Raw genomic sequence first — 22,201 nt, 5'->3', positions numbered from 1 at the left:
CAGGGGTGTCAGGTCGACGATGGCGTTGTGGCGCAGGTTCAGGCGCTCGAGCGCGACCAGGGGCGCGAGCATCTCGATGTCGGTGAGGTTCAGATCGAACAGGGCGAGATCCACGAGTGCCGTCAGTCCACTCACCGGTGCTAGTGAATCGATTGGGTTAGCGCCGAGTACGAGTACCTTCAGTTGCGGGAGCGTGCGCAGCGCCGAGACGTCGCGGAGGTTGTTGTCCGGCACCCACACGGCGCGCAGGGTCGGCTTGTTCGCGAGAGGCTGCAAGGAGTGGAAGTCGCCTCCGGTGAGGGTGATGCCGACGAGGGATGACCAGCCGCGTACCGCGTCGATGTCTTCCAGGGGGGTGTCGATGGCATGGAAGACCCGGAGCTTGTGCAGGCCTTCCAGGCCGGCCAGTGATCGTACGGGGTTTGCGTCGAGCACCAACTGCTGCAGATCGGTCAGCGCCGCCAGGGGCGCGACGTCGTGGATCCGGTTGTTGCCGAGGCGGAGGTGGGTCAGGTGGGTGGCGTGCTCGAGTCCAGCCAACGTGCGCACGCCGGCGCCGGTGGCGTCGAGTTCGGTGAGGTCGGCCAGGGCCTCGACGGTCAACGTGTCCGTCGATAGGCCGAGGGTGCGGGCAGCGGCGGATGCCAGGGCGTGGTCTTTGAGGGGGGCGGAGCGCTCGGCGTGCGCGAAGCCGCTGCCGACGACGAAGGTTGCCACGACGGTAGCGAAGAGCAGATGCGAAGGGCTGGACATGGGCGGATTTCCTGCAGGCTGGAATGTGCGTGGAGATTTATCTTACAATGTAAGAGTAATTGCAACGGTGGGAGCGCGAGGCAGCTTGTGAAGACCCTCGGAGAGTTCGAGATCCTCGTGCTCGCAGCCTTGGTGCGCCTTGACGACGAGCAGGCCTATGGCGTCGCCATCCTGCGCGAGATCGAGTCCCGCTCCGGTCGCGCGGTGTCCCTGGGGTCGCTCTATCCGACCCTCGCGCGCCTGGAGAAGAAGGGCTACGTGCACTCTCGTATGGGCGAAGCCACGCCCGTGCGCGGCGGCCGTGCGAAGCGCTACTACGTGCTCACGGGAGTGGGCGCTCAGGCGCTGGAGGAGTCGCTGCGGGTGCTGAGCGCCATGGCCAGTGGCTTGCCCGGGTGGCAGGCGGGGGAGGGCTCCACGCCATGAGTCGCCCGCCTGTGCTCGCCTGGTGGTTGGTCGAACGGCTCGCACCCGCTTCGCGGCGAGAAGATCTGCTAGGTGATCTCGAGGAGTGTTTCCATGCTTGCGCGGCGTCGCAGTCGAGCCGCGCGCGGTGGCGCTACTGGGGTGATGTGCTACGCCTCGCGCCGTTTCTGGCGGGCTTGCGCATCGAGCAAGTGGGTGGCGTAAGGGCGCTGGGGTGGCTGCTCCTGTGCGTGCCGACGCTGCTGCTTTGGGAGATGACGTTGGTGCGCGCGACCGCGTGGCCGATCACTGCGCAGTTGCTCGCCTTGGGGGAGCTGCCCGGGCGCCTCACGTTTTTCCTCGTTTACGGCGTCATCACTGGGCTCGGCATCGTCGTGGTGCTTGGGGGAGCACACCAGTTAGCCAAAGGGCGCGCTCACTCGCGCGCGTGGTGGTGGATGGTGGGGAGTGCCTTATCGCTACCGTCGCTCTTCTTCGCCGTGCATCCCCAGCCCCTCGATTCCGTTTGGATGCGCTTGAGCGTGCTGCTGGCGCTGTGGTGCGCCATCGCCCTCATGGCGCGCTCGCCCAGCCCCCAGCGCCTACTCCGCCTCCCGGGAGACCGGTAACCCCAGCGTTTCCGACCAGTCGCTCAGCATTCGCTGGAAGGCCTCTTCATCCGGTCCGTCCAGCGGCGCCGGCACAGCAGCGCCTTCGGTTTCACGGCCCGCCTCGATCATGCCTCCAAGATCCTCCCGCGCGGTCGCGTTCGCGCGGCGGTCACCGTGCAAGTAGATGGTGCGGCCCGGATTGCGATGGCGCAGTTCGACGACATCCAATTGCACGGGCGCACGGGTGCTGCCGAGGGGCTTGCCGCCCACGCTCACGACGCGATGACGCAGGTCGCGATAGGTGTTCAGGGGTTGGCGCCACTGGGTGGATCGCTCGCCGTGGCGATCGATCACGCGCACGTGGGTTTGATCGATCATCACCTGCCGCTCCCACCCCGTGCCGCCGCGCTTCTTGCGGCCGATGAGCTTGGGCACGGCCATGCTCAGCACCAGGTAGGCGACCAGGCTCAGGGCCATCATGCGTTGAGGGTCCCAGCCGGCGCGGATGGCGAGGATCACGGCGAACGCACTGCCGAGCAGGATCACGCCCAGGATTATCAGCACCAGGCGCATCGAGTGGCGCTTGGCGCGTGCCCCGTAGGTGAAGGACCAGGGTAACGCTCCGCCGAGCTTTGGGCGGATGCTGCCGATGAGGTTCACGGCGGGGGTTTGGGCGAGGAGACGTTCGACGGGGCCGGAGGGCATCGGCGGGCTCGTGTGGTGGTGGACGGCGGGGTTTGGGTGCGCAATCGCGCAAGCGAGCGACAGCTTACCCGCAGATCCCGACCGGGTGGAGGCCGAAGGGCGCTTTGCGCCCGGTTGGCATTGTTAGCAGAGCTTTCGGCGGTGATCTCAGCTCGTGGTGTCACGTTGGGTGGGGGTGTTGGAGCGAGCGGGTAAGGCGCGGGTCGCGCTTGATCCGTTGCCGTTCGGATTGCGGTGGGTTGAGTCAGCACCTCGTCCTTACGCCTTCCTCGCCCGCCCGGGCACCCACCGTACGAGGAGAGTGAGAGATCTGACGTGCCCAAGACACTTCTACATGTCCATCGCGCCCGGTGGGCATACAGCAAACGTTGAAGATAAATCCGGGGTAATGAATGGCCATCTACAGTGGACACGCACGCGCTGCCTGGCGCACTTCAGTAATTCTGTGCCTTGGGGCACTCACGGGCTGCACCTCGCTCTCCGGGCAGATCGGTCAAAATGCAGTGGACTACAACCACGCAGTAGCCGACATGGCAACACAGGTCGCCTTCTTGAATGTGCTGCGCGCCCGCGAGCGGCTACCGCGTTCCTACACTGCGCTATCGCAGATACAGGGTAATCTGAACGCCACCGTGGGAGGAGAGGTGGCCCTAACGACTCCCCTTGGCGATTCGGAGATGCGCACCTTCAAGAACAGTGGAGGCGACGGCACAGTCGACGAGGTGTTTTCGTACGCCGGCCCCAGCCTGGCGCCGAAGCTCACGGGTTCGATCACGAGTGACCCGAACTTCACGGTGGCGGTGTTGGCGACGCAGGAGTTCTATCAAGGGATTCTTCGACCCCTGAGTGTCAGTCAGGTCGCTCTCTTTCTTTCGCAAGGGTGGCGTAGTGACATGATCGCGCACCTGATGATCGAATCTGTGCGGTTCGAGTTCGAGGATGGAACGCTGCTGGAGGTGGTCAATGACCCTGCCAGTGAACTATGGAGAGCGGCGGCCAATAGCTTCACGCTGTATGCCAAGAAAACCTCGGCCCAGAGTGTCCCCTTAGGATCCTTAAACGGTGCGGAGTTGGCTTCATTGGTGGAGCAGGGGCTAGTGGTGTCTGCGAGCGGCGGAGCATACCAGATCGCACACCCTCCGGGCGGCGTCGCCCTTGGCCTCATCGGCGAAATCGATACGTCAATCGGTGTTACGCGAAAGAGTATCAAAGTGCTGCATGGGAAATGCCTGAACGAGTCTGACGTGGTCCCGGCAGGAGCCACGATCAGCCCCTATCAGGACTGTCTGAACGACTACTTGCCTCTAGTGGCGAAAAGTCTGGAAGGCGGAGACATCCTCTTGAGGGACGGCGCGTCGTCCGCCGGACAGCTACCGCTCTTTCCGCAAGCATCCTATCGATACCAAAACGCGATCAAAGTGGGAGCGGGAATGCAAGAGCTTTCCGGGGTGACTCTCATCACCCGCAATACGGACGGCGTGATTTACGCTGTCGGCGAATACCTTAGGTCGTTGAAGAGATCGCCGATCAACTCGGTCTTCGTGGGGTGCGCGCCCAGTGGCACCGCGTGCACCGATCAGGAGGGTTCGCCCATCTTCGTCGTAAGGTCAGGCTCGGCGAACAAGTTCAACGGCGAGCTGGTCTCTGGGGTTCTGAACGGTGAGCGCTGGTACGTTCCAACAGATGCGGGTAGGTCTATGCAAGTGTTGTCGTTGATCGATCAGCTCGTGAACTTGAACAAGGCGTCTGAGACGCTGCCCACACCCACGTTCATTCGAGTGCAATAGGAGGCGCTCGTGGGTAGGGGGCAGCTGCCTGGGCTGAGCCCTGCCCACCTCCCTCTCGGTACGCGAGCGGTCACTCCCTAGGGCATCCGCATTCTGCGTCCCTGGGGTAAAGTGACTCCCATTTCGATGGGCCAACCAGCATCCGGCGACGTCCAAGGGCTGCACACTACGTGGCGGGTCAAGTCATCAGTGTCGGCGCTCGCGTAAGATCAACCTGCGGTTGGGCAGCGGCACGCGCGCGTTCGGCCTTCCGTGCCGTCTTCCGCTCGTACATGCGCTCGTCAGCAAGGCGGATCAGATCCTCCAGCCGGCTGTCGCCGGGGTGGGCCGTAGCGACGCCGATACTCGCCGACGGGCGGATGCTGCCAGTGGCCGTCTCGACGGTGGATGCCTGAATCCGCGCATCGATTTCCTCGGCGATGCCCGCGGCTTGGGTGTGTGTCGGCCCCGCTAACAGCAGCACGAACTCCTCTCCCCCCCAACGCGCCACGAGGTCATCCGCGCGGCGGCCAAATGCCATTCGCTCAGCGACGGCCTTGAGTACCTCATCGCCAGCGGCGTGCCCGTGTTCGTCGTTGATGCGCTTGAAGCCATCCAGGTCTGCCAACAGGATCGACACGGCTCGATCGGTTCGCTGGGCCGATGCCCACGCCCTCGCCATGGCGTCATTCATACCCCGACGATTCGCAAGACCCGTCAGGGGGTCGATGCTGGCAAGTTGACGCATCTCTTCCGCCAGATCGCTGGCCAAGCTGAACACCGCAAACATACCCATCCCGAGGAAGCACGCCGGCATGCCAACGTAGTTGATAGCCAGGTAGTGGGACATGAGGTCGGAATCTAGCGTTGCGCCCTGGGACAGCGCCACCAACCCCGCTGCCCATTGGCAGAGGGCGAAGGCAGCGCAGGAGCCCGCCATGCCCCACTCCGCGATGCTGATACGGCGCGAGGAGACGATCCACCAGGTGACCATCGTGTAGGACACACCGGCGTGCAATGCCAGCGGGGAGATTCGCAGCCCCATGTGCGGGGTGATCAGTGTGGCCCAAAGCACCACCGCGAAAACGCCCACGGGAACCAGGAGATGGTAGACCGAGAACGGCTTGCCCAGGCGTTGAAGGTGCCCACGTATCCCGATCGTGACCGAGGAACACGATAGGGCCGTGCATAGGAGCCAGTAGAACGTTTGGGAGGGGAAGGAGTCCTTGGTCAGCGTGCTGGTGAACATCAACGCGGCAACGGCGAAGGATAGCGACCAGCTCTTCGCATGAGGTCGCCGCCCGAGGTGCAAATAGGCCAGGGCGAAGATTACCGTAAACACCGTGCAGCTCAGAGCGAGTGCAACGACGATCAAAAATGATGCTTGCATTCCACTTACCGCGTCTCAGATCCCTGGCAGTGTGCGGCAAGCGGGTAGACAGAGGCGACGATCCAGTTCGCACCCTGCTCAGCGAGCGACGGCCTGTGGTGGCGATTGGGTGTTCGTCGTCGGTGCCTAAGGTAGTCTGAACCTCCCAGTGCGGCGCGGAGCATCCTGGCTATTCAGGCCTCTAGGCCCGCCGTATCCGAGGCTCTCTGGTCCACAACTCACCTCGTCACCGATCTACAGTTGCCCACGGATAGGAAGCAACCGCATAACACCGGCGCTGAACCGCTTGCTCCAACTCGTCTGCGGTTCCCGCTTGAGCACCACCTCCCGACCACCTTCCACACCCCGCCAGCGCAGCGCACCCTGCTCGTTCAGAAACAGCTCGAAGGTCTGATCGCGAAGCTGCTCCCTCAACCCCGCCGCAAACGCCGTGGCGATCGGCGTGGAACGAATGATCACGCCCAACTCCGTGTTGATGTTCGCGGAGCGGGGATCGAAGTTGAACGAGCCGATGAACACTTCGCGTCGATCCACGACGAAGGCCTTGGTGTGCAGCGTCGAGCGCGTCTCCTCGGTAGCTACCACCTCCGCCCCCGCCACCTGGGCATCTGCTCTCACCTCGTACAACTTGACCCCAGCCCGCAGCAGGGGCTTGCGCGAAGGCGCATAGCCACCATGCACCGTCGACTGGTTGTTCGCCGCGAGGGAATTGGTCACGACCGTCACGTCGACGCCCTTGGCCGCCAGCGCCGAGAATCCCTCGACGCCAGTCTTGCGCGGTACGAAGTACGGGGAGATCACGATCACGCCCTCCTCGGCAGCGCTCAGGGATGCGCGCAAGGGCGTCGTGATCGACGCCGCGTCCTTTGCCTTGGCTCGCAAGCCCTTGTCCGGGGAGTCGTAGACCAGCTCGTAGGTGGCCCACTCGAAAGTCCCTCGCTTGCCCTCCAGCAACGCCAACGATTCACGGGCCAGCGCCTCGGCATAGGGCGTATCGTCGAGCTCACCGCGCGTCTCCTGCAGGGCATCGCGCAACCCAGTGAGCGCTGTCGATGGATCATCCGGCATCTTGGCGAAGGCCGGCACGGGCAAGGCCGTGTCGTGGTTCCAGAAGGTGTCGAACATGGCTGAGACGTCCTGCACCATCGGCCCGACGGCCGCTACGTCCAGGTCCGCAAACCTGACGTCCTTGTTCGCACCGAAGTACTCATCCGCGATGTTGCGACCACCGACGATGGTGACCTGATTGTCCACGGTGAGGGATTTGTTGTGCATCCGCCGATTGATTCGCCGGAAATCGGTGATCGCACTCCAGCCTCGTCCGCCCGCGCGTCCAAAGGGATTGAAGACCCGCATCTCCACGTTGGGGTGGGCGTCCATGCCGACCATGGCGGCGTCGTAGCCACTGGTCTGGATGTCGTCGAGCAGCAGACGAACGCGCACTCCGCGATCAGCGGCCTGCAGTAGAGCATCCACGAACACCCGGCCGACGGGATCGTTGCTGATGAGGTAGTACTGGGCATCGATCGCGCGCTCTGCCCGCTCGATGAGCAGGAGCCTTGCAGCGAGGGCATCGATGCCGTCGTTGAGGACGTGGAAACCGGATTCGCCCGGCGCGCGGTTGGCGACCAGCGGCGCCAGGGCGCGTGCGAGGCCGGTGCCGTCGGTATCCGTGAAGGCCTGCGACTCGCTGCGCGGGTACTCGAAATCGATGCTCGTGCAGGCGGACAGGGCCGCCAACATCACGAGTAGGGGCAGACGCCAGAGCAGTGAGGTACGCAAAACAGGGCTCGTCGGGGGAATGCCCCTCGTCGTTGCGCGAACTCCGTGGCGAAGCGCTGTCACCGGCGTTCCAACTCCCACACCGGGAGTTCGGCAGACTTCAACAGGTGTACACCGGAACCGACGTCGACGAAGTCACGCCCTAGGCGCTTGCGGTACCACTGCGCGCTGCGCCAGCGACCCCGCAGGTCCGACACCTCGGCGTCGCAGGTCTCGCGCACGTCGACAGCGGTGAGCCCCGTGAAATAGAGCATCCCGCGGGACAGGGTGGAGAACCGCTCCATCGCTCGTGTCGCGTCCGCATCGGTCAGGTATTGGATGACGTCGTGGCAGACGACGAGATCGAAGCCGGCGGCATCCTCGAAGTCTACGAGTGATCGTTCGATCCATCCGTAGCGTCGGGCGGCGTGGCTCGACAGTTCGACGCCGACGGTCTTCGCTCGAGGAAACCGCTTTTCGAGCGCTCGCAGCAGGATGCCCGTACCCGCGCCGAGGTCGACGATGCGGCGCACGCGAACGCTGTAGTGCCGTGCCATGCCGTAGAGCAGGTCTGCCGTTCGGCCCGCCCCCGCCACCCAGCGCGAGTGGTCGGCGCCGTGGTAGAAGCGCCGGTAGTAGTGGGCATCGAAGCTGTGGGCGTCGAACATGTTGGCCTCCCTGCGTACTGGGCTCGAACGGTCATGTCGAGCCCCATGATGAGCGCTTGCGGGAGCCACTGTCGATTGGTGGACAGGACTCTCCCGGATTGCGCCGGAGATCACCAAGTGATCTCCGCGGCTACCGGTTAGCGTACTCGTTCGTTTTCACCGCACGCGTAGGTCTGACCACGACCATCACCCGTTGCGCGCCAGCACGAATCGGTACATCGCGGTCGGATGGCCGCCAGATTCGTCCATTGCTACCAGCAACGCATCGTCGTAAATCGAATCCCTCTCGTTCAGCGCTTCGTCGGGAAAGTAGATCTGCGTGGTCAGCATAGGCGTATCGCGCCCCTGCACCTTCACATGGAGGTGCGGCGTGCGCATCACGAATCCGGCTTTGTACGCAACCGGGCGAACGGTCTCAAAGCGAAAGCGACCTTGCGCATCGGTGAACTGGTGACCCCGCAGGCGGAAGCCCTTGTTGTCGTAGTCTCCGTTGCCGTCGCAGCTCCAGATATCCACCACCGCGCCGACGATGGGGCGGCACGCCGTGTCCACCACCTGCCCTTCCAGCACCAGCGGGTCGCCTGCGACGCCGACCTCGCGCAGCGACATGCGCTCAGGCGTCTCCGGCGTGTAGAACGGGCCTTCAGTTTGGCGCAGTGTCGGTGACTGCGGCGACTCACATGCCGGCGTGGGGGTGAGCTCGCCGGTTGCGGCCGAAGCTGGCGGGAAGGCGTACTCGAGCGGGGTGCGCGGATTGAACTTGCGATTGAGCCACGAGAGCGCCACCGCGGCGCCACCACCAAGCACGACGGCGCCGGCGGCAAGCCCCTTGATTAGGGTTCGTCTTTCCATTGTTAACTCCTAAACCACGATTTTTGGTGTCGCCGGTTTCGATGCGCACGGACTGGTGAGCACCTCGCACAGGGTAACTCGTCTTTCGCGGTTGCCTCGTAGGAATCCTTCGATAATCGCACTGGCGCGGAGACGTGGCGCTGGCGATCGCGGCGCACCTGGAGAACACCCTGGGAGGCTTCGTCCCGCCGGCACTTTGAGCGGAATGCCGAAGGTGCTCGCCTAACCCGAAGTCCAAGGCTGCCGAGATCGGCATGGATCTGTAGGAATCCAGGGTCTCGACAGGCTGATGCGGTTCGGTCCGCTTTGGAAGCTGGCACAATGCTGAGCATGGAGAACACGGGGTCCGGCGTGAGCGTCGCCTTCATTATCTGCTGCGCCATTGGTGTGCTCGCACTACTGGCTGGGCTCTACCTGGCGGGCAAGACCGTGGCGTTTCGTCTTGGTGCGGCCCAGGTGGAAGCCACGCTGGTCGAGAGCGTCAAAACCGAGTGCCAGGACATGTCCCGCAGCAACAGTACGGGCGCCCAGGAAGCGACTTACTACACCTGCTATCAGCCGATCGTGGAATACGAGTTCGGCGAGTATGTGTACACGACGGATCTCGTCGATCGCCAGCCCGAGCCCTATGCGCCGGGAACGACCTTCCGCTTGTTGGTGGATGCGAAGGCGCCGGATCAGGTGATGATGCAGGATCGGTACTGGGTGTTCTCGTTATTGCTCGCCGTCTTTGGCCTGTTCTTCATCGGCGGTGCCTTCGTCTTTCGAGCCTAGTGCTGCCAATTCACTACGCTTGCCGCGTTCGAGGTGCTCGTGGCCAACGGCTGGCGATACTACTTCTGGTTGAGCGAATGGCTGATCCTCTGCACAAGTGCATGACCAAAGCGACCCTTGCCGAGGGCGACCAGCTGCGCTATTCGGCTAACTGGGTCACGGCCCGCCGTGCGTGGCTGAAGGTCTTCGCCGATCGACTCGTGTGTGGCGACTGGGTGATCGCCATCGCGGATATCCGTGAGGCGGTGCTGATCTCCCTATGGCAAGGGGTGTTTCCCGCGTATGTGCTGCGGATCCGGACGGACGAGTACACCTACAGCTTCGGACTGAATCGCGGCAAGTACTGGCGCGGCGAACTCCCCTTCGACGTACGCCGGGAGAAGGGCAAGCTGTCCTACTCTCGCTTCAGCATCGCCTATCGCCTCGTGCTCCTGGTGGGGCTGGCGGCCTACCTGTGGTGGAGTTTCCAGGGATAGGTGATCGGCGACGGTGGCGTCCGGTGGGCGGGCGGACCCGATGGACGTGCGGGTGTTGAGGCCCCGCGTGGAACCCACGCGCCGTGCGAGGGTCTCTTCAAGGGTGGTTGGCGAGATGGGGAGTGAAGTGGCAACTCGCATGCTTAGCGTCGCGCTCACGCTGCTTGTTGCTTTGCAGCTCTCAGCCTGCGCAACCCTACCCAGCGCCCGACACGCGCAATTCCAATCGACCCTCCCCGTCGACACGGAGCGCTTTGGCCCCAGGCCCGACATCGTGGACGAGGTCGCCGTCTTCACCTTGAGCGAGGCACAGCAGCACGCGTTCCTCGACTACTTTTACCAACCGCTTCGCGAGGCCACACCGCCCCACGAGCGTGTGCACGACTACCTGCTGCAGATCACTCGCGGCTTCGACTTCCACAACGACACGCGCACCGCCTCGCAGGTGCTGTCGTCAGCGTCGGGCAACTGCCTCTCCCTGGCCATCCTCACCACCGCGCTAGCTGACCTGGTGGAGATCGATGTCGATTACCAGTTGGTGGACGGCACGCCCGTGTTCGAACAGCGCGGCGACATCGTCTCCCGCGGCGTGCACGTGCGCAGCATCCTCTACGACCCACGCTGGCAGAAGATCACCGACGGCGCTTCGGGCGCGCGCCGACCGGGCATCCGCTTCGACTACTTCCCCGAGGACACCAAGCGGGTTCGCCTCATCGGCAACCTGCCCTACGAGGCCTACGTCGCCATGTACTACAGCAACGTGGCGGGCGAGGCCCTCGCCGCCGGCGACAGGGGGGCGGCGTTCTGGCTGCTGCGCGAGGCGCTGCGCCACGACCCGGGCAACGCGATCGCCCTCAACACGCTCGCCGTGGTCTACCGCCACGCCGGGGATGCAGCCACGGCCGAGCGCATCTACCGCTACGCCATCGAGCACCTGCCTGAGAAAGCCAGTTTTTTGCGCAACTACGTCGTGCTCCTCACCCGTCAGGATCGTCGCCAGGAAGCGCTCGAGGTGTCCGCCAGGCTGGAGCGCCTCGACGATCAAAACCCCTTCAGCTGGGTGGCGGCGGGGCGCGAGGCGATGGCGGCGGGCGATTACCGGGAAGCCGCGCGCTACTTCGAGCAAGCGTTGGACATCGCGCCCTACCTGCACGAGGCCCACGCCCAGCTAGCCATCGCGTACCTGCACATGGGCAAGCGCGAGCGCGCGGAGCAGGCGCTTGGGTTGGCCCTAGAGAACGCGCCACGCCGCAGCACGCGATCGCTCTATGAGGCGAAGCTGGCAGTGTTGGACCGCCGCGCCGGCACACCCTAGCCGAGGTCCCGGGCGCCACCCACGTGCGCCCGGCACCCATCCCAGGCTTAGTCAACGTTACCCAAGATGATGATCCGAATCGGGTCGGCAGGGTCCGCCTGCAGGCCTGCAGCGACGCAGTCGAAGGTGGCGAGGCCGTCGTTGATGAGCACGGTCTGACCCGTCGCCTGGTTGGTGCAGCTCACCGTGGCCACGGTGGCCCCGAACACCTCGCCGCCGACAGGATCGACCGGGGGCGCGTTGGCGCCGGTGCCGATCAGCAGCACGCGAACGTCGGGCTCATCCTCATCGTTCGACACCACCGACACCACGCCGATGGCACGGCCGTTCAGCGACGGCGCGAACACCGCGTCGAAGCTGCACTGTCCGCCGGGCGCGAGCACGGCCAGCGAACACGTGTCGTTGCTGAGCGTGAAGGCGGGGTTGCTGGACTGGAGCGTGATGGTGATGACGAGATCCGCATCGCCCACGTTGGAGACCTGGATCGTGCGCGGTGCCGACATGTCGTCCACATCCACCGTGCCGAAGTTCACCCGGTCGGGCACCACGTCGATGTCCGGCGCGCCGAAGCACGAGCCGAAGATGCACTGGAGGTTGACCGAGTAGGAGCCGGTCTCGTTGATGCCAGAGTCGAACATGGCCATTGTGTAGGTGCCGGTTTGCGTCAGCGAAAGCTGCACGAAGGTGCCGGAGTTGTTGGGCGGCGCGAGGGTGGTGATGAGCACACCGTCGGGGCCGTACACCTCCAGGAAGGGGTCGAGGGCGGCGTTGTCGAGGTCGGTGGCGGTGATGCGAATCGTGTCGCCGCTCACGCCGGTGAAGGCGATGATGTCGCTGTCGGCGATGGGCGAGATCGTATCGACGATGGTCTCGTCGTAGCCGATGGATATGGCCGTCGGCGGTAGCGGGAACAGTTGCTGGGCGGCAACCGTGTAGTTGCCCGTCTCCGAGTCGCCGATGTCGGAGGCGATCAGCGTGTAGGTGCCGGTGCTGTCGAGGGTGGCGGTGGCGCGGGTGCCGCTGAAGTTCGGCGTCACCAGGCCGAGCAGGGGATCGCCGTTCGGGAGGCGGACGTCCACGAAGGTGTCCTGGGCGGCGTTGTCGCGATCCGACGCGCTGAAGATCACGGTGGTGCCGGCCGTGCCCTCGAAGGAGAACACGTCGCTGTCGCCGGCAGGCGAGAGGCTCGCTTCCACCTCACAGTCGACGCACACCTCCACGGTCTCCGGTGGCAGGGGCGAGAGGCGTTGCAGGGCGATGTGATAGCTGCCGATCTCGTTGTTGCCCGAGTCGGACACCAGCACGCTGACCGTGCCGGTGCACGGGCCGTCGAACTCCAGGGAGGCGCCAGCCTGGTTGGGGGTGCTGATGAAGTCGAAGGAGGTGCCTACGCAGTCGAAGAGCTCGGCCACGGGGTCGGCGGCGGCGTTGTCACGGTCGACGAGGGTGAGGCGGTAGCGCTCTGGGGCGCTCGCCTCGAGGGTGAAGACGTCCGTGTCGCCGACCGCGTCGAACTCGCAGCTGAAGATGTCGCCGACGGCGAGCGCGGTGGTGGGGGCGTCGGGGTCGCAGGGGGTGAGCTCGTCCGCCAAGGCCGTCCCCGCGCTTTGCATCATCACCCAGACCGCTGCGGTAAGCAGGCCGGGAAAGGTGGGTCGAAGTCGTTGATTGTCCATCACATCGTTCTCCTTAAACTCGCTCTAAGGTGGTGAGGCGCTCCGCCCCTACTCCTTCTCTGCGTAGAACGCTGATGAATCGCGCAAGTGTGTGCTTGTTGGCGCTGGTGCGTCGCACCAGTCCGGCGGGACTTGATTGCAACGTCAAGCGAGGTGAATGATGGGCCTCGTACAGGTGCTGATAGCCCGGAGGTAAGGATGGCCGACGGTTCGAAGAGCCCTGAAGAGGCAGCCGCTGCAGCGCTGGCGGCGATGAGCTACGAAGAGCTGCGGCGCATCGCCAGCCGCCTGATGCGGGCGGAGCGCGAGGGGCACACCCTGCGCGCCACCGCGCTGGTGCACGAGGCCTTCATCAAACTGGCGCAAGACGAGGCGCGTCGTTACGCCTCGCCGCTCCACTACGTGCGTACGGCCGTGCGCGCCATGCGCCACACGCTGATCGACTACGCGCGCAGTACGACCAGCCAACGCCGTGACTACGGCTTGCGCGTGACCCTCGATGAGGCCCACGGCTGTGAACGCTCGCCCCCACTGAGCCTCTTGGAGCTGTGCGAGGTGCTGCAGCAGCTCGATGAGGTGCGCCCCAAGCTCGCGGCCGTGTTCGAGCTGCGCGCGCTCGGCGGCCTGAGCGTGCGCGAGTGCGCGGAGGCGCTCGGGATCAGTCAGCGCACGGTGAACACCCGCTGGGAGGCGGGTCGTGCTTGGGTGGCCGATCGGCTCTCTGCCTCGGTGCTATGAGCGACGACACGCGAACGGATCACCTATGTGATCTGTTCGCGCAAGCGGCCACCCTCGACGACGAGGCGTTGGATCCGTTTCTGGATGCCCACTGCGATACGCCCGCGCTGCGCGAGGAACTGTCGCGCATGCTTGCGGCGCGCCACGATGCCGCTGCGCGATTTCCGTCCTTAGGTCCGTTTGCCTGCGCGGAGCACGACACCCTGCCGGCCCTCGAGCGCTACGATCTCCTGCGTCCCCTCGGTAAGGGCGGCCAGGCGCAGGTGTTCCTCGCCATGCAGCACGAGACCGAGCGTCTGGTGGCGGTCAAGCTACTTGCCCCCCTGGATGCGGAGACGACGCGCCACCTGCTCCAGCCAGAGCCGGTGCTTCAGGCCACGACGGCCCATCGCAATATCGCCGTCGTCCACGAGGCGAGCGTCGAGGGCAGCTCGGTGCCGTACATCGCCATGGAGTATGTGGAGGGGCCGTCGATCGATGTCTTTTGTGATGAGGAACGCTTGCGCATGCCCGCACGCTTGCGCCTGTTCCTCGAGGTATGTGCTGGGGTGACCCACGCTCATCGCCGTGGCGTGCTGCATCGAGATATCAAGCCGAGTAACGTGCTGGTCACGCGCGCCGATGGACAACCCTGTCCGAAGATTATCGACTTCGGCATCTCTCGCAGCGTTGGCGACACCTCATCCAGCCGTGCCGAGAGCTGGGTGAGCGGCACACCGCCCTATTGGAGTCCGGAGCAAGCTGGCGGCGCGCACGCACTGACCGTGGCCAGCGACGTGTATTCGCTCGGCATGCTGTTGCTGGAGCTGCTGACCGGTCCCGTGCCCCGGGAGGGTGCGGTCGGGCGGGCAAGTGATCGTTTGCGTCAGCTAGCGCCCCGGGAGCTGGCCACGCGTGCCCACGAACGCGGGCTGGAAAACCCAACGCGGCTGGTCCGCCAGACGACCGGGGATCTCGATCACATCGTGCTCCGCGCCACGGCCCATGACCCGGATTTGCGCTACGCCACGGTGGCGGCGCTCGCGCAGGACATCAACCGTCACTTGGCGCGACGCGCCGTGAATGCACATCCCCCCACGCTTGCGTACCGCCTCGGGCGGACGGTTGCGAGCCATCGTCGTGCCTTTCTCGTGGCGGGTGCGTTTGCCTTGACCATCGTGGTGGCGACCGCGTCCCTGCTCCAGGAGCATCGCAACGCGCTGCGGGCGACGCAGGCTGCACAGCTCGCCGAGGCGAGTGCGGCAGCGGACTCGGCAAGGGCCCTGGCGGTGACGGAGCTGCTCATAGACATCTTCGAGGAGGCGGACCCTTCCGCCACGCGCGGGGCCTCGATCACCGCCGCCGAGGTGTTCGAGACCGGTGCGACTCGCGTCCTTCAGCGGCTCGCCGATCAACCGAGCACGCAGGCCACGCTGCTCGATGCGATCGGGCAGGTGTACCGCAATCTGGCGCTCTACGGGCGAGCCCGTGAGATCGCCACCCAGGCCGTGACCTTGCGTCGCGAACTCGAGCCAGACGATGCCGCCTACGCCGAGAGCGTTCGCCTGCTCGGCCTCGCGGAGTTCGGGAGCGGTCGCTACGAGGACGCTCTGGCCAGTCACCGCGAAGCGCTGACCCTCAATGAGCAGCTGTTCGGGCGTGAGAGTGCGGCCTACGCCATCAATCTGCACAACCTTGGCGTAGCTCACCTACAACTTGGCAGCCTAGAGGCTGCTATGAAGGTGCTCGAAGAGGCGTTGGTGCTGAAGCGTCGTCATCTGCCGCCTGCGCATGATTCTCTTGCGGAGACGCTTACGGCGGTCGGCTCTGCCCACCGTCGCTTGGGCCACTACGAGGAGGCGCGCGCCGCATTCGAGGATGCCCTGGTACTGCGCCGATCGCTCGGTCAGGACATTCACCGCGACACGATGCTTTTGCTTTCGAATCTCGGCGCCACCGCCAACAACCTTGGCGACCACGCCACTGCCGAAGCCTACCTTCGCGATGCCCTCGCCATGCACGAGGTGATCTATGGCGAGCGCGATCACCATCACGTGGGGGCGGTGTTGTCGAACCTGGGAGCGGCGCTCGCCGCCCAGGATGAACTCGACGCCGCCGGCGGCGCGTTGCGTGATGCTGCCGGGAGATTACGCGGGTTACTTGGTGAGGCGCATCCTGATGTGGCTTTCGTGTTGTTGAACCTAGGGTCTCTCGAGCTACGTCGGCAGCAGGCGGATGCAGCGCGAGGGCACCTGGCGGAGGCGCTTCAGATCCTGGAGCACGCGAAGCTTCAGCAGGTGGTGCACTACTGCATCGTGCGGGCGAGTTTGGCGATGGCGCTCATGGACGAGGGCGACCTGGCAGGGGCGCAAGCCCACGCCCAGGCTGGATCCACCTGTGCGCGGGCGCAGTTGCCTGAGGGGCACCGGTGGGTAGCGATCGCAGACTCGGTGCTGGCGGGGGTGTGGCTGCGCCAGGGGCGTGCCCGGGATGCGATGGCCGTACTGCAGAGTGCCGTCGTGATGCTGGAGACCATTCCTGGGCAGCCCGGTTGGCGAGTGCGGCGTGCGCAGAGCGATCTGGCGTTGGTACGGTCAATGGATGGTGAGTAGGATCAACACACGGGCCAAGAATCCGTGCTCTAAGAGCTCGGACATAAAGGCGGGGAAGGTGCAAGCACCACTTCGAACATGTCGCCTCGGTCTGTCCCCGGCACTTGGAGTAGCGACTGCGATAGGGCGGACCATCATCAGTCTTGTCGATAGATGATGGTGAAATCAGAGGTGTCCGTCATCTGGGCTCGCGTCTCTTGAAGTGTAAGGCGCTCGTTGCGCACAGAAGGACTTATCTCGTCACCCGTCGTTAGCTCATCCAGCTTGGCGTGACCTTGGGTACGCGCCACTCTTTCTCAGTTCGCATTCGTTCATTCGACTGATTCGTCAACCATAGGGTGACGCTGGGACCACTAGGTCAATGGCAACGGGCTGCGCCCCAGTTGCGTCCGGCCCTCACTGCGATAACGGCAAGCTCCGCGGTTTCCACGGAGTGGTATTGAGCGGAATTGCGTAGCTTGCGCAACAAGCAACTCTCTTAGTCGCCGTATGGGGTATCTCACCTGTCCGGACATTTGCATTTATCCCCAAAAACAGTCGCTTACCTAATTGATGCAATCGATCACCCGATTGGTCCAATCAATTGATTGTAAGGGGTGTGGCTCTCTAGTTATGTTACCGGCCGTCATTGCCTTAGCGAAAGACTAAGTAAGAAGTCAGAGGGATGGCATCCGAAGAAGTCGGCGGCGTGCGCGTCAAGCGAGTGAAGGCGAACAGGTCATCGTTACTCTGGGAACTCTTCAGTGGAATAAGGGGAATTGTAAATGAGATATAACGCAAACAGGGCTCTAGGCTTGCGGTTCTACGGGGCGTTGATAGGAGTATTGGGGGTGTCGGTTGCTGTCGCCCAGCAGAGCGATACTTTCGTGGCCTGCGACGTACTGGATCCAGAGTTCGACAGTGACAACGATGTATTGGTTTACCAGCGTGAGATTAGCATTGTCGAGCAACGCGCCTTCGCCGCGTTTATGGATCCAGCTACGGGCACCATAGTGCCTAACACGACGTCTCAAATCGCGGATGATGTTGAGTATTACAATCGAGCACAGGCGGGCCCCAAATTCGCTGTTGGTACGAGTCCGCAGCTGCAGCCAGAGACCTTTCTTGCCTATACGAGGCGAATCGGTACGCTCGCGGACAACACTCAGGCAGTGGGTATTCTCACCTACGACGACGGCGTGCTCGGTTGTTTCCCAGGAGTCGGTCCGGCTGGAGACTGTTTCGATCCGTCGGCCGTGGGGCAAATTCCGGCTGTCGAAGACGTTGTGCCGGGCAGTATGGAGAGCAGGTTCTTCGTCTACACCAACGAAGATGAGGGATCGCCCTTTAGAGCGACGGCGCTCTATGCCTACGATACTGACCCGAACGATCTATTTTCCGACGAACTGCGATGGGCAACGGTCACAGACTGGTTGCCCAACGGAACCGGTGGCGAGAGGCAGTTCAATCAACAAGGTGTCGTGTGGGGGCGGCTACATACATATCAAGGAGCTATTGACGACAGTCTCAAGGTGGTGACTACCTATCGTTCTCCGACGCCATCGATTCAGGTGTGGCTCGTCGACGTAGAAAACCCAGATACCGTTGCTCCGATAAATGTCACCGGCCAAACGGCCAGTAATAAGTTCAATCCTTATCTTTTTGTTAACGCGGATCCTGCCGAAAACAACAACATGGTTGCGTTCCGAGAGTCTGCTCCTAATGCTCTGTCTTCCGCGATCACGATTCGCGCGGAGACGGCCCCTGGCTCGGGTATCTGGGAGGACTTTATGCAGATTACGGCAAGCGACCTCACAAGCTTGTACGAAGACGAACTCGTCTTTCAGTCTGAGGCTGTCGCCAACTTGAACTTTCTGCTCTCCCCTGAGACTTTCAATTTTGGTGGGCGGACCTACGTGCTATTCTCAACTTCAAGCGCTTTGCAGTTTCCCCAAGCAACAGACGGCAATGTATGGCTCGCTCTTGTCGAGCGCTCACCAAACCCGGTTCGGGCGATCCGCCTGAACACGCGCAGCCCCGGCCGGGCTCGCAGGATCCGCGCAGAGCTTGAGGTATACGAAGGCGGCAACGGTGTTCCGTACTTCTTCTACTCGGAGGTAGTAGGGCCCAACGACCCAGATGGCTGCACGTTCAACCAGAATCTGCTGCAGGACTTCGCGTTGCGGCGCGTCACCGTTTCACTGGCTGTCCTGAACAGCCTCTAGTACTCCAGGGAGAGGTTAGCAATGTCTGGGCAAAGAACGTATCGGTGGAGGTCCCTTGGATCGACCCTCGGAAGGCGAGTTATGCAGTCTACCCTTGCGCTCATTGCCGTGACTGCGCAGGCGGCGGGTGGGTTTCCACCCGTCGTCGATCTCGAGGACTTCGACGGCAATGATGGGATGGTTGTCGACGGGCGTTCTGCTGACGACCTGCTCGGCACCGGCGTTCGAATAGTCGGTGACGTCAACGGCGATGGCATGGACGACATTGGAATCGGTGCGCTGCTAGCTGCCACCGAACAACTCCCCTTGGGCGGGGAGGCGTACATCATATTTGGTGGAGACGCGCTGCCCGAATCACTCAGTGTTGATGACCTTAATGGGGTGAACGGCTTCGTATTTCAGGGTACCAGCCCAGACTCTGGGATCTTTGTTGTCTCTGGCATAGGAGACCTTAATGCCGATGGTCTTGATGACATCATGATCACGGCGAGCTCTGTGCAAATCGATGGCGAGGCTTCGGTTGGGCGCGTGTACATCGTTTTTGGCCGAGCGGAACCGTTCGACCCGCCCGTTATCACGGAAGCGGACCTAGACGGTAGCGTTGGTGTAGCTATCGACGGGTGGGATGATTTCGGAGACTTTGGGGACTGCGCTGCGCCTGCTGGAGACTTTAACAACGATGGATACGATGACGCTCTGGTGGTTGCACGGACTGCAGACGCGGGCGGTAGACGCGTCTCTGGTCAAGCGTATGTTCTGTTCGGCGGACCAAACTTCGTTGAAACGGTGCCTGACAACATCATCTCTTTGGACGGTACCAACGGCGTAGTCTTCAACGGTGCTGCGAACGGCAACACGACAGGCCGGGACTGTGGCGGTGCGTTCGACGCCAACGCAGATGGCGTCTCAGACATCATTTTGGGCGCGAACTCCGCCCGTGGCGCAGCGAACGAGTCAGGCGGTGAGGTCTACATTCTGTTCGGACGTAGTGGCCCGTTTCCCGCACGTGTTGACCTGTCCGGGCTAGAGGCCGGCAGCGGGATCACCATTAAGTGTGTCGAAGACGCGATTCGCTGCGGTATCGCGAGCGTGGGCGTTGGAGATCTCAACGAGGATGGCGTGGATGATGTGGCCTTCGGCTCCGCCGTTGCCAATCTGCAAGCTGGGCAGGTCTGGGTTGTGTTTGGGTCGCCAGCGTTGGACGATCAGGCGGAACTCCTTTCGACCGACTTGGACGGCAGCAACGGATTCACGATCATCGGGGCCCAAGAGGGTGCTGCCGACAGCGATTTGGTTCTCGGGTGGGTTGACGACCTTAACGATGACGGCGTCAACGACTTGTTAATCAGTGGGCGGGAGGGGTCTGCTCCGGGGCGACCGGGTGCTGGTTTGGTGTACGCGGTGCTCGGCGGAGCCGGCCTTGGGGCAACCGGCCATATGGAGCTTAGCGATGCAGCGGCGATTCGCTTCCTCGGGCCAGACCCGGAAGCCAGCTTGGGGGACAGTGTCAGCACGACCTCCGGCGACGTCAACGGAGATGGGCGCCCTGATTTCGTATTGGGGGCGCCGTTCGCGCTCGTCGATGGCGTTTCTACGGGCCGTGCCTACGTGTTCTTCGGTCGGGCGGATCTCGACGGTGATGACGTCCCGGACAGCGAAGATAACTGCGTGGAAGACTTCAACCAAGATCAGCGCGACACGAACAAGGACGGGTTCGGCAACGTTTGCGACGCCGATTTGGACAACAACTGCGTGGTTGATTTACGGGATTGGGTGGTGATGCGCAGCGTTTTCGGTAGCAATGATGCCGACGCTGATCTCGACGGGAACGGGACAGTGGACATCGCGGACGCGAGAACGCTCTTCCGCGATCGGTTCGAGGCGCCTGGTCCGAGTGGGGAGATAGAGGCCTGCGCCCCCAACTGACTCCAGAGAGAAGTATCCCCAGGTGGCTTGGTCTCGCGATGACCGGGTTGTATGCCACAACGCCAGCATCTACACGGGCTAGAGCGAGGGATCGGTCAAGGGGTTTTCGGTTCCTTAATCGAGCGTGGGCACGCTGGAGTGCAATTCTCGGATTCTGAGCGTTGAAGCACCTGTTCGCGGGGGCGGGAGTTTCTTGCGGCGGGACTCCTTCCAGACCAAAGAGACTTCGTCAATACTCGCGATCACCAGTGCCGCCTGGCAGCCAACCTGGCGGCAGCGGTGTACGCTGCTAACCTCATGAAACGCGAACACCTTGTGGCTAGTTTAGTCAGGGTCACGTGCCCCGTCTCCGCCAGTATTCCCGTTACTCAACCCTCGCTGCTAATCCTCAAAGGCCGACCAACGCTCGCGCGCCGTCTCCAACAGCCGCACGAAATCGCGATCTCCAGCGATCCCCTTGAGGGTGGGATCAGACTCGGCGAGGAACGGGTAATGGATGAAGCCCCGGTCGACGGCGACGCTAAGCCACCGTACGGCTTCGGTGCCGTTGCCAGCTAACGCGTACGCCTGACCGAGCAACCGCGGAAACATATCGTTGCTCATGGCGAGGGCCTCGTGGTGGTCCGGCAGGGCTTCGCCGCTCGGTAGGGCTTCCCCTCTCACCGCACGGGCGAACATGCGCGCGATCTGCGCCGGCAGTGAATCGGCTAGTGGCGCGGGGAACTCCTCCACTCGCTGCAGCAGCTCCTCGGTGTCTCCGAGGGAGGCGAGTATCCAGACGTAAAACAGGCGGCCGATGGGGTTTCCCGGGTCCATCTCGAACATGCGTCGATAGGCGGGCAGGGCGGCGCGGAAGTCACCGTCCAGGGCGTCCGCCCAGCCGGGCAGGCACTGCGTGAGCGGCGTCAGCGGGTCAATCGCCAGCAACCGCTCGATCAGCGGCCGGGCGCGGGTAACGCGGCCGCTGATGAGGTAGCAGTTGGACAGCAGGCCCAAGGTGTCCGGATCGGACTGATTCACCTGCACCGCGCGCTGCAGTTCCCGCACCGCCTGCTGCACCTCGCCGCGGCTGTAGTGGATCCAGCCCGCCAGCTGCCTGGTGCCGGGGTCGTTGGCATCAATGGCGAGGAGCCGTTCGGCCTGATGCTGAGCCTCCGTCAGGGGCCGTTCGCTCAGATCGATGCCGGCCTCGCGGTAGTGCAACCAGGTGCGCCCCAGGGCGGCGTGGAGCATCGGTTCGTCGCCTGCCAGCTCGATCGCGCGGCCAAGCAGATCGATAGCCTGATCGATGGCATCCGGTCGCCAGCGCAGGGACTGCTGTCTCGCCGCCATCGCCAGTTGCCAGGCCTGTAGATTGCCTTGCGCGGGCTGGCGGCGCAGATGCCTGTCCTCCTCCTGGGTGAGATGCAGCTCGAGCGCGCTGACGATGTGTCGGGCGATGCGCTCCTGAATGGCGAACACCTCTTCAAGGCTTGCATCGAAGCTGTCGGACCAGCGCTGCTGATCCGCCTGCGTGGCGATCAGGCGCACGGCCACGCGCATGCGCTCGCCCTGCACGCGCACGGAACCTTCGACCAGATGATCGACCCT

18 protein-coding genes are annotated in these 22,201 nt (G+C 63.5%); 10 read left to right on the top strand and 8 right to left on the bottom strand.

Annotation, left to right across the window (positions count from 1 at the left end):
- The coding region (locus AAF184_17590; protein MEO0424156.1) for a leucine-rich repeat domain-containing protein at positions 1–753 on the bottom strand (753 nt) is incomplete at its 3' end.
- Between the two features lie 87 nt (positions 754–840).
- On the opposite strand from AAF184_17590, the gene AAF184_17585 reads away from it, so the two are divergent.
- Positions 841–1,179: a PadR family transcriptional regulator gene (locus AAF184_17585; GenBank protein MEO0424155.1), complete on the top strand. Its 339-nt coding sequence runs from the start codon at positions 841–843 to the stop codon at positions 1,177–1,179.
- Entirely contained in the window at positions 1,176–1,787 is a 612-nt protein-coding gene (locus AAF184_17580; GenBank protein ID MEO0424154.1) for a permease prefix domain 2-containing transporter, read from the top strand. Before AAF184_17585 ends, AAF184_17580 begins: the two co-directional genes overlap by 4 nt.
- On the opposite strand, the gene AAF184_17575 is transcribed toward AAF184_17580, so the two are convergent.
- Positions 1,761–2,474 (bottom strand): hypothetical protein, encoded by a 714-nt coding sequence (locus AAF184_17575; protein ID MEO0424153.1) that lies wholly within the window; start codon positions 2,472–2,474, stop codon positions 1,761–1,763. The two genes, AAF184_17580 and AAF184_17575, sit on opposite strands and share 27 nt — an antisense overlap.
- A 392-nt stretch (positions 2,475–2,866) precedes the next feature.
- On the opposite strand from AAF184_17575, the gene AAF184_17570 reads away from it, so the two are divergent.
- The gene (locus AAF184_17570; GenBank protein ID MEO0424152.1) at positions 2,867–4,261 is read left to right on the top strand and encodes a hypothetical protein; all 1,395 of its coding nucleotides are present in this window, start codon (positions 2,867–2,869) and stop codon (positions 4,259–4,261) included.
- 178 nt (positions 4,262–4,439) lie between these two features.
- On the opposite strand, the gene AAF184_17565 is transcribed toward AAF184_17570, so the two are convergent.
- From AAF184_17565 to AAF184_17550, 4 genes are all read right to left on the bottom strand, one after another.
- On the bottom strand, positions 4,440–5,630 hold the full coding sequence (locus tag AAF184_17565) for a GGDEF domain-containing protein (protein ID MEO0424151.1): 1,191 nt from the start codon (positions 5,628–5,630) through the stop codon (positions 4,440–4,442).
- Between the two features lie 234 nt (positions 5,631–5,864).
- Positions 5,865–7,412 (bottom strand): phospholipase D family protein, encoded by a 1,548-nt coding sequence (locus AAF184_17560; GenBank protein MEO0424150.1) that lies wholly within the window; start codon positions 7,410–7,412, stop codon positions 5,865–5,867.
- Positions 7,413–7,471: 59 nt separating this feature from the next.
- Positions 7,472–8,059: a class I SAM-dependent methyltransferase gene (locus AAF184_17555; GenBank protein ID MEO0424149.1), complete on the bottom strand. Its 588-nt coding sequence runs from the start codon at positions 8,057–8,059 to the stop codon at positions 7,472–7,474.
- 186 nt (positions 8,060–8,245) lie between these two features.
- Positions 8,246–8,911: an intradiol ring-cleavage dioxygenase gene (locus AAF184_17550; GenBank protein ID MEO0424148.1), complete on the bottom strand. Its 666-nt coding sequence runs from the start codon at positions 8,909–8,911 to the stop codon at positions 8,246–8,248.
- Positions 8,912–9,232: 321 nt separating this feature from the next.
- Here AAF184_17550 and AAF184_17545 point away from each other — a divergent pair, with 321 nt between their 5' ends.
- The 3 genes from AAF184_17545 (at position 9,233) to AAF184_17535 (ending at position 11,476) form a co-directional block, all read left to right on the top strand.
- Positions 9,233–9,685, top strand: coding sequence for a DUF3592 domain-containing protein (locus AAF184_17545; GenBank protein ID MEO0424147.1), 453 nt, complete (start codon positions 9,233–9,235; stop codon positions 9,683–9,685).
- 77 nt (positions 9,686–9,762) lie between these two features.
- Positions 9,763–10,161 carry a hypothetical protein gene (locus AAF184_17540; protein ID MEO0424146.1) on the top strand — a complete coding sequence of 133 codons (399 nt, stop codon included), beginning with the start codon at positions 9,763–9,765 and terminating at the stop codon, positions 10,159–10,161.
- Between the two features lie 139 nt (positions 10,162–10,300).
- Positions 10,301–11,476, top strand: a complete 1,176-nt coding sequence (locus AAF184_17535) for a tetratricopeptide repeat protein (protein ID MEO0424145.1) — start codon at positions 10,301–10,303, stop codon at positions 11,474–11,476.
- Positions 11,477–11,523: 47 nt separating this feature from the next.
- Here the strand turns inward: AAF184_17535 and AAF184_17530 are convergent, their stop codons facing one another.
- Positions 11,524–13,152, bottom strand: a complete 1,629-nt coding sequence (locus AAF184_17530) for a choice-of-anchor D domain-containing protein (GenBank protein ID MEO0424144.1) — start codon at positions 13,150–13,152, stop codon at positions 11,524–11,526.
- 198 nt (positions 13,153–13,350) lie between these two features.
- Between AAF184_17530 and AAF184_17525 the strand changes: the two genes are divergently transcribed.
- From AAF184_17525 to AAF184_17510, 4 genes are all read left to right on the top strand, one after another.
- Positions 13,351–13,890, top strand: a complete 540-nt coding sequence (locus AAF184_17525; protein MEO0424143.1) for an ECF-type sigma factor — start codon at positions 13,351–13,353, stop codon at positions 13,888–13,890.
- Positions 13,887–16,481: a serine/threonine-protein kinase gene (locus AAF184_17520; GenBank protein MEO0424142.1), complete on the top strand. Its 2,595-nt coding sequence runs from the start codon at positions 13,887–13,889 to the stop codon at positions 16,479–16,481. Before AAF184_17525 ends, AAF184_17520 begins: the two co-directional genes overlap by 4 nt.
- A gap of 764 nt (positions 16,482–17,245) precedes the next feature.
- On the top strand, positions 17,246–18,685 hold the full coding sequence (locus tag AAF184_17515) for a hypothetical protein (GenBank protein MEO0424141.1): 1,440 nt from the start codon (positions 17,246–17,248) through the stop codon (positions 18,683–18,685).
- Positions 18,686–18,766: 81 nt separating this feature from the next.
- On the top strand, positions 18,767–20,611 hold the full coding sequence (locus AAF184_17510; GenBank protein ID MEO0424140.1) for an integrin alpha: 1,845 nt from the start codon (positions 18,767–18,769) through the stop codon (positions 20,609–20,611).
- Between the two features lie 381 nt (positions 20,612–20,992).
- Here the strand turns inward: AAF184_17510 and AAF184_17505 are convergent.
- Positions 20,993–22,201, bottom strand: a 1,209-nt coding sequence (locus tag AAF184_17505; protein MEO0424139.1) for a tetratricopeptide repeat protein, incomplete at its 5' end; no start/stop codon positions are given.

The organism is Pseudomonadota bacterium (genome assembly GCA_039815145.1).
GTDB lineage: Bacteria > Pseudomonadota > Gammaproteobacteria > Steroidobacterales > JBCBZW01 > JBCBZW01.
Note: the sequence above shows the minus strand (reverse complement) of the source record. Positions and strands in the feature narration are given on the sequence as shown.

Excerpts from the sequence above, each read along its gene's own strand:
- AAF184_17580 (MEO0424154.1), top strand. The coding sequence starts at position 1,176 with ATGAGTCGCCCGCCTGTGCTCGCCTGGTGGTTGGTCGAACGGCTCGCA.
- AAF184_17575 (MEO0424153.1), bottom strand. The coding sequence starts at position 2,474 with ATGCCCTCCGGCCCCGTCGAACGTCTCCTCGCCCAAACCCCCGCCGTG.
- AAF184_17570 (MEO0424152.1), top strand. The coding sequence starts at position 2,867 with ATGGCCATCTACAGTGGACACGCACGCGCTGCCTGGCGCACTTCAGTA.
- AAF184_17565 (MEO0424151.1), bottom strand. The coding sequence starts at position 5,630 with ATGCAAGCATCATTTTTGATCGTCGTTGCACTCGCTCTGAGCTGCACG.
- AAF184_17555 (MEO0424149.1), bottom strand. The coding sequence starts at position 8,059 with ATGTTCGACGCCCACAGCTTCGATGCCCACTACTACCGGCGCTTCTAC.
- AAF184_17550 (MEO0424148.1), bottom strand. The coding sequence starts at position 8,911 with ATGGAAAGACGAACCCTAATCAAGGGGCTTGCCGCCGGCGCCGTCGTG.
- AAF184_17545 (MEO0424147.1), top strand. The coding sequence starts at position 9,233 with ATGCTGAGCATGGAGAACACGGGGTCCGGCGTGAGCGTCGCCTTCATT.
- AAF184_17540 (MEO0424146.1), top strand. The coding sequence starts at position 9,763 with ATGGCTGATCCTCTGCACAAGTGCATGACCAAAGCGACCCTTGCCGAG.
- AAF184_17535 (MEO0424145.1), top strand. The coding sequence starts at position 10,301 with ATGCTTAGCGTCGCGCTCACGCTGCTTGTTGCTTTGCAGCTCTCAGCC.
- AAF184_17530 (MEO0424144.1), bottom strand. The coding sequence starts at position 13,152 with ATGGACAATCAACGACTTCGACCCACCTTTCCCGGCCTGCTTACCGCA.
- AAF184_17525 (MEO0424143.1), top strand. The coding sequence starts at position 13,351 with ATGGCCGACGGTTCGAAGAGCCCTGAAGAGGCAGCCGCTGCAGCGCTG.
- AAF184_17520 (MEO0424142.1), top strand. The coding sequence starts at position 13,887 with ATGAGCGACGACACGCGAACGGATCACCTATGTGATCTGTTCGCGCAA.
- AAF184_17515 (MEO0424141.1), top strand. The coding sequence starts at position 17,246 with ATGAGATATAACGCAAACAGGGCTCTAGGCTTGCGGTTCTACGGGGCG.
- AAF184_17510 (MEO0424140.1), top strand. The coding sequence starts at position 18,767 with ATGCAGTCTACCCTTGCGCTCATTGCCGTGACTGCGCAGGCGGCGGGT.